This is a genomic window from Geminocystis sp. CENA526 (genome assembly GCF_050753365.1).
Classification (GTDB): domain Bacteria; phylum Cyanobacteriota; class Cyanobacteriia; order Cyanobacteriales; family Cyanobacteriaceae; genus Geminocystis.
Map to the genome: position 1 here is coordinate 1 of NZ_JBLZFY010000115.1, position 11,437 is coordinate 11,437.

At 35.0% G+C, this 11,437-nt stretch carries 8 protein-coding genes; 2 read left to right on the plus strand and 6 right to left on the minus strand.

The window, feature by feature from the left end:
- Positions 1-203: 203 nt before the first annotated feature.
- From ACN4EE_RS19715 to ACN4EE_RS19735, 5 genes are all read right to left on the minus strand, one after another.
- Positions 204-446: a type II toxin-antitoxin system RelN family antitoxin gene (locus ACN4EE_RS19715; protein WP_431708203.1), complete on the minus strand. Its 243-nt coding sequence runs from the start codon at positions 444-446 to the stop codon at positions 204-206.
- A gap of 180 nt (positions 447-626) precedes the next feature.
- A complete protein-coding gene (locus ACN4EE_RS19720; RefSeq protein WP_431708204.1) occupies positions 627-1,190 on the minus strand; it encodes a Uma2 family endonuclease in 564 nt (187 codons plus the stop codon).
- 85 nt (positions 1,191-1,275) lie between these two features.
- Positions 1,276-2,754, minus strand: a complete 1,479-nt coding sequence (locus tag ACN4EE_RS19725) for a DNA phosphorothioation system restriction enzyme (protein ID WP_431708205.1) — start codon at positions 2,752-2,754, stop codon at positions 1,276-1,278.
- Between the two features lie 123 nt (positions 2,755-2,877).
- The gene (locus tag ACN4EE_RS19730) at positions 2,878-4,500 is read right to left on the minus strand and encodes an MFS transporter (protein ID WP_431708206.1); all 1,623 of its coding nucleotides are present in this window, start codon (positions 4,498-4,500) and stop codon (positions 2,878-2,880) included.
- Positions 4,501-4,764: 264 nt separating this feature from the next.
- On the minus strand, positions 4,765-5,652 hold the full coding sequence (locus ACN4EE_RS19735) for a D-alanyl-D-alanine carboxypeptidase/D-alanyl-D-alanine-endopeptidase (RefSeq protein WP_431708207.1): 888 nt from the start codon (positions 5,650-5,652) through the stop codon (positions 4,765-4,767).
- 74 nt (positions 5,653-5,726) lie between these two features.
- Between ACN4EE_RS19735 and ACN4EE_RS19740 the strand changes: the two genes are divergently transcribed.
- Positions 5,727-6,374 (plus strand): lysophospholipid acyltransferase family protein, encoded by a 648-nt coding sequence (locus tag ACN4EE_RS19740; protein WP_431708208.1) that lies wholly within the window; start codon positions 5,727-5,729, stop codon positions 6,372-6,374.
- 133 nt (positions 6,375-6,507) lie between these two features.
- On the opposite strand, the gene ACN4EE_RS19745 is transcribed toward ACN4EE_RS19740, so the two are convergent.
- Entirely contained in the window at positions 6,508-8,307 is a 1,800-nt protein-coding gene (locus tag ACN4EE_RS19745) for a putative bifunctional diguanylate cyclase/phosphodiesterase (RefSeq protein ID WP_431708209.1), read from the minus strand.
- Between the two features lie 466 nt (positions 8,308-8,773).
- On the opposite strand from ACN4EE_RS19745, the gene ACN4EE_RS19750 reads away from it, so the two are divergent.
- Positions 8,774-11,293: a glycogen/starch/alpha-glucan phosphorylase gene (locus ACN4EE_RS19750; RefSeq protein ID WP_431708210.1), complete on the plus strand. Its 2,520-nt coding sequence runs from the start codon at positions 8,774-8,776 to the stop codon at positions 11,291-11,293.
- Positions 11,294-11,437 lie beyond the last annotated feature (144 nt).

Genomic DNA, 11,437 nt, shown 5'->3' on the forward strand with positions numbered 1-11,437 from the left:
TGAGTAAAACGTCATTTTTCCTCTCTAAAAGTTCTGTCCCTTCTTCTGTTAAAAGAAGATATAGGGTTTCAATTTCCTGTTTGTTCATAGAGGTTATTAATTCTGCTATATTTTGAATAGGTATATCGATCGAAAGTTTTGTCATAATTCTTCTCTATAAAACGATTAAAAATTATTATAGCAACCTTAAATGATTTTATTATTTAGTCATCAATTCCTTCCCATAGTTCAGAAATTGGTATAGTTTTTCCTTCTTTTCTTTCTTGCAAAGCTCGTCTTAAACTAGCTTTAATCTCCTCTACTGGGGTATCATCAGGATCAAACTCATTTTCATCGGATACTAACACAATAACTTTAACTTTACTAGGTGTCACTAAATCTAAATGATCATCTAATAACAGTTCTTTTTCATTATTTAGGGTTGCCATTACTTCAAATGCTTTCATCAACTTAACTCCATGACACGATAGGATGATCTTTAAAGACATTCTAGCTATCCATAAAACAGAGGCGAAAAAAATATGAATAAAAGTTTACCAAAAATTAAGATCGAGATGCGAAGTTATTATTAGAATATTGAGTACTAATTTATCAGGTTAGATTATTGATTAGGCTCGATCGAAATCTTAATTAATGATTAACCAATTAAATAAATCTCCTACAGTTAAAGAAAAATCTTGAGCAAAATTAGGAGTAGTAATTACAGTTTCAGGATTCTCAAAAATTTTAACTTGTTGAGAAGGAGCATAAACTAAAATACATTTTTCAAAAGGATCAATTAACCATCCTAATTGAGTACCATAATCCAAACAATGGGAAATATTTTTAATGACTTTAATCGGGCTTTGTTCGGGAGATAAAATCTCAATTGTCCAATCAGGAGGGCTATTAAAATTATTAGCAATTTCTCCATTTTCATCTAAAGGAATATTCACAGTTTGAAAAACACTAATATCAGGAACGAGGGATTTATGACCAAAAGTACATCTTAATTCATTAAAAGCTCTACCGATTCTTTTTTTCTTCAAAGAATAATTAATTTCACTAGCTAACTCCGTTTGCAATAAACTATGTTTACCTTTAGGCATTGGTTTTTCGATAATTTTTCCATTTATATATTCTCTAGTAGGTTTTGTTTCTGGTTGTTGCAAAAAAGCCTCTAAACTAATATATTTTGTCAATGTTTGCATTGTTTTATATTGTCCAATTTTATAAAACTACCTGAATTTAATTTTTGAGCATTTTTATTCGCTTGTTTACTTAAAATAAGATTTATTATAAAAAATTTTGTTGCAAAGTATTCAGAATTTCGATCGCACTTTCGGCATTATTAGCTAAAGAGGCAAATTCCATAAATCTTTTTAACTCTTTTTTAAGCAAATTTCGTTCGATTTCCCACACTTCTCGTTCTAAAATCGGTGGTATGACAATCATATCAAATAGAGTCGCCTCTTTCTTGCCTTCATAGGGGCGTAAAATTCTACCCCGTCGCTGAATAAATTGACGAGGGTTACTGCTACTGGCTAAAATCACGGCATTTTCAATCATCGGAATATCAATTCCCTCATCTAAGCAACGAATCGCCACTAATCCCTGCAATTCTCCCGATATTAACTGTTTTTTGATTTTTTCTCTTTCTTCTACAGGGGTTTCGGCGGTGTAGGTATTGACTCGATAGTTTAATTCTTTCCCTAAAATCCTTGTGACTGCCTCCAGTTGCCTTTCATTTTGATTGACGTTACCATCTCCGCAATAAAAAAGAGTTGCTTTCATGTCTAACCTTTCCGTCATTAAACTTTTTAAGGCAATTAATTTATTACTAGCAGTAGCAACTAAGCGCGATCGACGGAGTAATAATAATCTAAGATTATGGTTATCTTCCATATTATTATTTTGTGATAAAGCCCAACCAATTTTTTTGGTTAATTTAGCATAATGGAGAGTTTCTTTATCGGTTAATTCTACTAAAATAGGATGATAATTATATTTAACTAAAGCCTGTTTTTCAATGGCATTTTTTAAGGTAAATTCTGGTTTTAAAACCTTGCCAAAATATGCCACTAAAAAATCTGTACCTTCTTCGTCAAAGTGTCTTTCAGGAGTAGCAGATAAGGCTAATCTTAAACCAATATTAGCAGGTAAAGATGATAATAAACGAGGTGAGCCTAAATTATGGGCTTCGTCTCCTACAATTAATGTTTTCTGAGGAAAAAAAGGTAATTGCCCTTGAAATCGATCGCCGATAAAAGTAGAATAAGTAGTTATAATAGTCAGAAATTTTTGTTGATTATTATGGATATTATAAAGTTGTCGAGACAATTCTCCATGCCAAGTATGGGAATTTTCAAAAGCTAAAATAGGTAATAAATTAAATTTTTCGGCTTCTTGAGTCCATTGTAAAACCAGATGACGAAAAGGACAAACTACTAATAAAACTTGTAAATTAATTTGGTGATATAACTCGGTATTGATGGCTAAAGCAGTGATAGTTTTACCGCTACCCGTTGCCATTTTTAAGATACCTCTACCTCGATTTTTAAACCAATTTTCGATCGCTTTTATTTGATAATCTCTTAAAATTAAATCTTTAGGAATTTTCGGTGTACCAGTAACATCTTTTTGATGATGATAAACATACTTTTTTTCAGCTAATTTATAGCTATATTTTTCATGAAAATTTTGAGCTATTTTTTGCCAATCAACTTGTAAAATATTATCATTTTCTGAATATAGAGGCATTTCTGATAATTCCATACAATAAAAAATATTTTGTCATTGCGAGGTACGAAGCAATCTTTATCGTTTCACATTGAATAATTGATAAATTTTGATAAAACTATTACAGGCAAGATGCCTGTTTTACAAAAATGATGATTCTCAATTATTTTTTTCGTGTAATTGTAAACGAATTTGACTATGATATTCTCGTGTAATTGGATAAAAATAACATAGTACTATTCCAGCCAATAAAACAACGGCAGGTAAGGGTGCAACGACTAAGCGAATTGCCCATAATGCGTTTTCTGGTTGCACGGGAATGGGTTGCCCTTCAATGGGTTTTATAAATCCCGAAGCCTCTAAAGCAATTCCTACTAAAAAGAGTCCAAATGCTAATCCAAATTTTTGTAATAACACCATAAATCCATAAAAAATTCCCTCTCGTCTTTCTCCTGTATTTAATTCATCTAAATCGATCACATCTGGTATCATTGACCAAGGAATTAAATAAGCTACGGATACTCCACACCCTGCTAACATTGCTAAAGCATATAATAAAAATGTCTGCCCCGGTTGCACTAAAAATAGACCAATTTGAGCGATAATCCAAATAGCTGAACCAAGAAAATAAACGATTTTTTTATCTAGTTTATTACTGATTTTTTGCCAGATAAATAACATTACTAATGCTGTACCTTGCACAGCGATGGCAACTCTAGGAAATGCAGCTTCTGGTAATCCCATCCAGTTTACCACAAAATAAATTAGGATAGAAGCGGTTAATTGTACTGCTAACCATGAGCATAAATAAATACCGACAACGTAAAGAAAAGGGCGATTAGTAAAAACAATTTTTAACTGTTGAATATAAGTCAAATTATGTTCTGTATTTTCTTCTGTATTTCCTAATGGTGCTTCAAATAAATGAGGTTCGGTTTTGGCTATAATTAAACTCCATGCCATGATACCAATAAAAAGAGCAATTAAGAGGGCAATAATGGCATTAAATACATCTTCTCCTGAAGTAGAATTTATAAAATTAAAGATACTATAAATAATAGCGATCGAACTGATCGAAATAAAGATATAAGCAGTAATTTTGCGTTGATTTTTGTTTAATAAAGGTTCATAACCTCTTTCTTTAATAATCAAAGGACACCAAAATAATGGTAAAGTGGAAAAAATAGTAGAAATTATGCCTAAAATTAAATATTTTTCTTGATTATTGCCTTGATAAACTTCAAAAATTGCTCCTGCTAAAATCAAAGAAACAATACTAGCACCGATGGAAAAACTAAACCTAAAACTGTTTAAATTAGTCCTTTCATTATAGTCTTGAGTTAACTCTGGAGTTAAGGCTTGATAGGGTAAATTTACCGCCGTATAAAAGATATTAAAAACAATCCCTATCATCATGTAATAGATAAATAAAAGATTATTATTGAGGGCAATATCATCACTAAATTTCGGTACTATCCACTGTAAAAAAAAAGTGAATCCGAAGGGTATCGCCGCAAATATCATCCAAGGAATACGCCTTCCCCATTTTGTTTGAGTTCGATCGCTAAAAACCCCGATAATAGGATCATTAATAGCATCAGCAATTTTACCTACAAATAGAATACTTCCAGCAATGGCTGGATTGATACCAGCAACATTGGTAAAAAAAGGCATCAAGAAAAATATTAATATGTTAGCAGTAAAAGCTGGTCCTATATCTCCTGCACCGAAGGCGAATTTTGTGGTTAAATTAAGTTTCTCGGACGCTTGATTAGATGTCATAAGAATTAATAATTAAGAATTAAGAATGCAGAATTAAGAATTAAGAAGTGAGAATTAAAGGTGTTAATCAATAACACGCAGTGTAATAAATTACACGTCTAATAGCTACCGTCTGCTAAAGCGACTCATTTAAAGCGTTTCCCAAGAAAGAATTGACAAATCTTCTGTATAATTCCCCCTTTGTTAAGCAATGACATATCTAATGTTATAGTCAAGCCAATTAACAACTATCCATTCCTAATTCCTAATTCCTAATTCCTTATATTATCGACAGGATGCAGTAGTGTTAAGGGTGATAACCATTTCATCGATGGCGCGTACTAATGCTGTACCTGATTGGTTAGGATGATTGGCAATGATACTAAATATTAAAGTACCGTATTCTCGATGATCGAGATACCCTGATAAAGCTCGAACTCCTGTTAAAGTCCCTGTTTTAGCGTGTACAATACCCTGTACGGGAGTTTGTCTCATACGATTGCGCAATGTGCCACTTATTCCAGCAGTAGGCAAGGATGCAAAGAAAACATCCCTGTTAGGATTAGAATACATTACCCTAAGTGTATCGACTAAAACCCTTGGAGTGGCAAGGTTACGGCGTGATAAACCCGAACCATCGGCGAAGTGGAAGCCTTGGGGATTAATACCTAATTCCGCTAAAATTTGTTTAGCAGTTGCACCTCCGCCGATTCTTTTTAAGAGGGTATCGGCATAAAAGTTATCGCTTCTTAAATTTGTCACAGCTACCCATTCTTGAAGGGATTTATTGGCGCTGATGGTGGTAGAAGGAGATAGTCTTTGTAAAGCCGCAGCCGTTGTTAAAATTTTCATGTTGGATGCAGGGATAAACCCTCGATCGGCATTATAATGATAAATTGTTTCTCCGTCTGATAGTTTTTGCACTAAAATACCCCAACCCCCTCCGTAACGTCTAATAATTTCTTCCATAGCAGGGGCAATAAAAGAGCTACAAGCTGAGGTGGTAGAAGGAATATTTTGGGGAGGTATGACTTCAATGGGAATGGAAATAAAGTCTTGATTATAATTATAATTTGTCAGGGTTGGCTCGACACCTTGCGATCGAACGGGAGAAACCGATAATAATAAAGTGAGTAGGGATAAACCGCAGATAAATTGTGGCTTTTTTAGCATAAGATTAATTTTTGACATAACTATAACTAGATTTTTCGTATTTTTAATAATATATTTTATTTTTATCAAGAAGGATGAGTACAAATCTACCCTCTCAAGAGATAGTCAAAACTAAGACTACAGTTTATCATCTCGTTCGATCGTTTGTGGTAAATCCCGTTTTTTCTCTTTATTTTCGAGGTAAAGTGACGGGGAGAGAGAAAATTCCCCCCAAGGGTAAGTTAATTATAGTCAGCAATCATGCTAGTGTTTTTGATCCTCCTTTAGTATCGGCGGCTATTACACGCCCTGTTTCTTACATGGCAAAGGAAGAATTATTTACTAAAAACGGTTTAAAACAGCTTATCACAGCTTTGGGCGCTTATCCTGTGAATCGGGAAGGAGTCGATCGAAAAGCCATACGTCAAGCCATTTCCCGACTGGAGGAAGGATGGGCAACGGGTATTTTTATTGAAGGTACTCGTACCTCAGATGGTAAAATTTATGATCCGAAATTAGGAGCGGCTTTGATTGCGTCTAAAGCACAAGCCCCTTTATTGCCTGTGTGTTTATGTGGTACAGAAAAAATCTTAGAATCGGGCAAAAAATTTCCCCGATCGATCGATATTCAGATCAAAATAGGAGATATTATTGAGCCTCCCGTGTCAGGCAAAAAAGAAGTACTTGAAGAAGTTACTCGTAAATGTGCCGATGCCCTTAATTTTCTCCATGAGACGAGTTAACCAGAGAGGGGGGAGAAATAATTATATTTTTTGATGGGGTTGGGTTTAATATATTAAACCCCTACGTTACTCATTCCTAATTCCTAATTCTTAATTCTTCATTCTTAATTCTTCATTCTTCATTCTTCATTCTTCATTCTTCATTTACCAAAAACTTTTTCATTAATAGTTTATCAATGTCACTACTGGTAGTGGGGCGACCAAAAAGATAGCCTTGTACATATTCGCATTGATGTTGTTTAACTTTTTGGAATTGCAACTCTGTTTCAACGCCTTCGGCTACCACTTGCATCTGTAAATTATGGGCTAAAGTGACAATACTTTCTAATATCTTCTCTTTTTTCTCATGGCGCCCGATGGCACGAATAAAACAAGCGTCTATCTTTAAAATGTCTATGGGTAATTGATATAAACGACTGAGGGATGAATAACCCGTACCAAAATCATCAATACATAGTTTAATACCTAATTCTTTTAATTCATTTAACATTCGATCGGCTTTGTTATCGGTTTCGAGGATAGCACTTTCTGTGATTTCTAATTTAATTAAATCTCGATTACAGCCTGTTTGCTGTAAGATTTGTTCTATTTTTTGCACTAAATTAGATTGTTTAAATTGTCGGGGAGAAAGATTAACATTGATCACAAAAGAATGAGAAGGGATTAAATTTTGCCACAGTTGGGATTGAATACAAGCCTGATGTAAAACCCATTCCCCGATTTCCACAATCAATCCTGTTTCTTCTGCGAGGGGAATAAATCCTGCAGGAGAAATGAAACCTTCTTCGGGATGATGCCAACGCAATAAAGATTCAAAACCGACAATGCTTTGATCAATTACATTAATAATGGGTTGATAATAAGTCTCAAATTGATTTTTTTCTAAGGCTTTACGCAAGTCGTTTTCAAGGTTTAATCTTTTAACGGCTACTTTGTGCATGGTTTTATTGAAAATTGCCGATCGAGATTTCCCTAATGATTTCGCTCTATACATGGCTAAATCTGCGTCTCTCACCATATCTTCACAGTTTTCATATCCCATAGTACTTAAGCTTATGCCAATACTACTGGAGGTAAATACTTCCTGAGAATCTAAAATCAAAGGTTGTTGTAAAGAAGTTTGTATTCGATCGACAATTTCAGAAATAATGCTTAAATCCTTGACATCTTCAATAATAATAGTAAATTCATCTCCCCCTAAACGAGCTAATTTATCTTGATCTCGAATGCTACTTTTAATTCTTTGTGCTACCTCCTGTAAAAAAATATCCCCGACAGAATGCCCTAAGCTATCATTAATCAGTTTAAAACCGTCCAAATCTAAAAATAGTAGGGCAAAAATATAATCTTGATATTCATTGGCTTTATGTAAACAATGCTGTAATTTCTCTAAAAACCATGCTCGATTGTTTAATCCCGTTAAAGAGTCGTGAAAGGCATCATAAACTAATTTTTTTTGAGTGTTAATCTTATCAGTAACATCCCGTTGAATGGCTAGATAATGGGTTAAATCTCCGTGACTATTGGTAATGGGTTCAATATGCCATTGATTATAAAATTCTTTGCCATCTTTTCGGTAATTGATGGCTTCCCCAAAAAATACTTGACCGTTTCTTAGTAATTGTTTTAAATTTTTAAATACAGTTCGATCGGTATTTGGACCTTGTAAAACACGGGGAGTTTTACCTATAATCTCCGAAGGCTCATAACCCGTCATTTTACTAAAAGCCTTATTAACAAAAACAATTTCTGGACCTGGATAGTCTAATTCTGTGGTGGTAATTACGATCGAATCATGGGCGCTATGTACTGCAGCCGCCAATAGAGTAAGTTGTTCTTCACTATTACTGATATAACCATTACATAGGGTTTCTGAGGGCATTATTACATCCACAGCATCAACATCGCCAGAGGAAGAATTTGTTAAAACCATATTATTATTCTTTTATTCTTTGTTCTCAATGAAGTTGAACAGTTCGATATTTTTGTCAGGATTTCACTATATTATCATTTTTCAGGTACAGTATTCTTTGAGTTCGAGATAAAAAATGATGAGGCAACCCCTATTTGTTATTTTTTGCTGAGGTTGGGTTTAATATATTAAACCCCTACGTTACCTGAGTTCGATTTCAATCGGGTAAAAATAATTATTGGAGAACTCTAATATTTGATGTACTTTTGAGAGAATTTTATTCATTCACCAGAAATACAATCTGCCTGTCTTCCAAGTCAGCCCTCACCTATTTTTATATCGAACTCAGGTAAACTTGGATGCGTTCTAGCTTATTTATTAAGATTTGTTATATATTACGCAAAAATTAACGTCCATTGACAAAAAAATACCTCGATCGAAACAAAATCAGATAACCTTAAAGGTATAGAGAGTATGGACAATAAATATGACTCAAGAAACCACCTCAGAATTATTTTGTACCCCCACTATTAAAGTAGAAGACGATCGGACTGGCATGAGTCCAGAAACCCTAAAAAGGGCGTTTTTAGACAACCTTTTCTATATTCAAGGGATCGATCGAACTCAAGCATCCAATTACGATTATTATGTAGCCTTAGCCTATACTATTCGGGATAGATTATTACATCGTTTCTTAAAAACTACCGAAACATACAAAAAGAATCCGCAAACCAAATTGGTTTGTTATTTTTCGGCTGAATTTTTAATGGGTAGGTATTTAGGGAACAACTTAGTAAACTTAAATATTTACGAAGAAATTGAAAAAGTTATCGCTGAATTAGGCTTAGATTTAAACGAATTAATCGAACAAGAACCAGATCCGGGGTTGGGAAATGGCGGTTTAGGGCGATTAGCAGCCTGTTTCCTCGATTCTCTGGCTAGTTTGGAAATTCCTGCCATCGGTTACGGTATTCGCTACGAATTTGGTATCTTTTTCCAACTTTTAAGAGATGGTTGGCAAGGAGAAATGCCCGATAACTGGTTACGTTTTGGCAACCCTTGGGAATTACCTCGCCCTAGTGAAACAGTACCAGTGAAGTTAGGCGGTTATACTCAAGGTTATTATGATAGTAAAGGACATTATCGGGTTTCATGGATACCCGATCGAACCGTCATCGCTATTCCCCATGATACTCCTGTACCGGGTTATAAAACTAATACCGTTAACCCCTTGAGATTATGGAAAGCAGAAGCATCGGAGGAGTTTAATTTTGAGGCTTTCAACGCTGGTAATTACGATCGAGCCGTGGAAGAAAAAATCAACTCTGAGACTATCTCCAAAGTACTTTATCCTAACGATAATACTCCAGCAGGAAAAGAATTAAGACTCGCTCAACAATTCTTCTTTGTGTCTGCATCGCTACAAGATTTAATCCGCATTCACCTGCGCAATAACAAAAACCTTGATAACTTCCATGAAAGGGTAGCCATTCAACTTAACGATACTCACCCCGCCATCGCTGTAGCTGAATTGATGCGCTTGTTTGTGGATGAGCATGGTTTAGACTGGGATCGATCGTGGCATATTACCCAAAAAACCCTTTCTTATACTAACCATACCCTCTTACCCGAAGCCTTAGAAACATGGGATGTGAGCTTATTTGAAAAACTCCTTCCCCGTCACCTTGAAATCATCTACGAAATTAACCATCACTTCCTCGAAGATGTGCGCACATGGTATCCCAATAATGAAGATTTACTCACCGCAGTATCCATTATCGGCGAAGGCAATGGTAAAAAAGTCCGCATGGCAAACTTAGCTTGTGTCGGTAGTCATGCCATTAATGGGGTTGCCGCCTTACACACTCAATTATTAAAACAAGAAACTTTAAGCGCTTTTGCTTTCCTTTGGCCTGAAAAATTCTACAATAAGACTAATGGAGTCACCCCCCGCCGTTGGATGGTATTAAGTAACCCCAAATTAGCACAATTAATCACCTCTAAAATTGGGGAAGGTTGGGTAAAAGACTTAAGCCAAATTCAACAAATCGAGAAGTATGTTGATGATCCAGATTTTTGTCGTCAGTGGCGTGACATCAAACAAGCAAATAAACAAAGATTAGCTGATTACATCTTTAAACAACGTGCGATCGAAGTTGATGTGAACTCTATTTTTGATGTCTTAGTCAAACGGATTCATGAATATAAACGCCAACACCTAGACGTTTTAAATATCATCACCCTATATAATCGCATCAAACGTGATCCTGATTTACATATTGCCCCTCAAACTTTCATTTTTGGTGGAAAAGCCGCCCCCGGTTACTTTATGGCAAAATTGATCATCAAATTGATTAATAGTGTTGCAGATGTAGTCAATAAAGACCCAGACATCAGAGGACGTTTGAAAGTGGTATTTTTACCTAATTTTAACGTTTCTTTAGGACAAAAAATCTATCCTGCCGCCGATGTATCCGAACAAATTTCTACCGCAGGAAAAGAGGCATCGGGTACAGGTAATATGAAATTTGCCATGAATGGTGCGTTAACTATCGGTACTTTAGACGGTGCAAACATCGAAATTCGGGAAGAAGCTGGGGCAGAAAATTTCTTCTTGTTTGGTTTAACCGCCGAAGAAGTGGCTCAAACTAAAGCTCACGGTTATAATCCTAAGTATTATTATGATACCAACGCTGAATTAAGAGAAGTGATCGATCGAATTGCTAGTGGTTATTTCAGTCATGGGGATACTGAAATGTTTAAACCCATTGTGGATTCTCTCTTATACGATGATCAATATATGCTTTTAGCTGATTATCATTCCTATGTGGAGTGTCATAAACAAGTTGCCATGGCTTATCAAGATCAAGAAAAATGGACTAGAATGTCTATTCTCAACAGCGCTCGTATGGCGAAGTTTTCTAGCGATCGTACTATCAATGAATACTGCAATGAGATTTGGAAAGTAAAACCCGTGAAAATTGAAATAGACGAATATCAAGGGTAATTAAGAATTAAGAATTAAGAATTAAGAATTAAGAATTAAGAATTAACAAAGATAAGAGTAATAAGGAATGTAGGGGTTTAATATATTAAACCCACCCTCATTAAAAAACAATAATTATTTCTTCCCCCCTCTCCCCCTCTCCCC

Bases quoted from the DNA above. Each gene is read 5' to 3' on its own strand.
- ACN4EE_RS19715 (WP_431708203.1), bottom strand. From the start codon at position 446: ATGAAAGCATTTGAAGTAATGGCAACCCTAAATAATGAAAAAGAACTG.
- ACN4EE_RS19720 (WP_431708204.1), bottom strand. From the start codon at position 1,190: ATGCAAACATTGACAAAATATATTAGTTTAGAGGCTTTTTTGCAACAA.
- ACN4EE_RS19725 (WP_431708205.1), bottom strand. From the start codon at position 2,754: ATGGAATTATCAGAAATGCCTCTATATTCAGAAAATGATAATATTTTA.
- ACN4EE_RS19730 (WP_431708206.1), bottom strand. From the start codon at position 4,500: ATGACATCTAATCAAGCGTCCGAGAAACTTAATTTAACCACAAAATTC.
- ACN4EE_RS19735 (WP_431708207.1), bottom strand. From the start codon at position 5,652: ATGCTAAAAAAGCCACAATTTATCTGCGGTTTATCCCTACTCACTTTA.
- ACN4EE_RS19740 (WP_431708208.1), top strand. From the start codon at position 5,727: ATGAGTACAAATCTACCCTCTCAAGAGATAGTCAAAACTAAGACTACA.
- ACN4EE_RS19745 (WP_431708209.1), bottom strand. From the start codon at position 8,307: ATGGTTTTAACAAATTCTTCCTCTGGCGATGTTGATGCTGTGGATGTA.
- ACN4EE_RS19750 (WP_431708210.1), top strand. From the start codon at position 8,774: ATGACTCAAGAAACCACCTCAGAATTATTTTGTACCCCCACTATTAAA.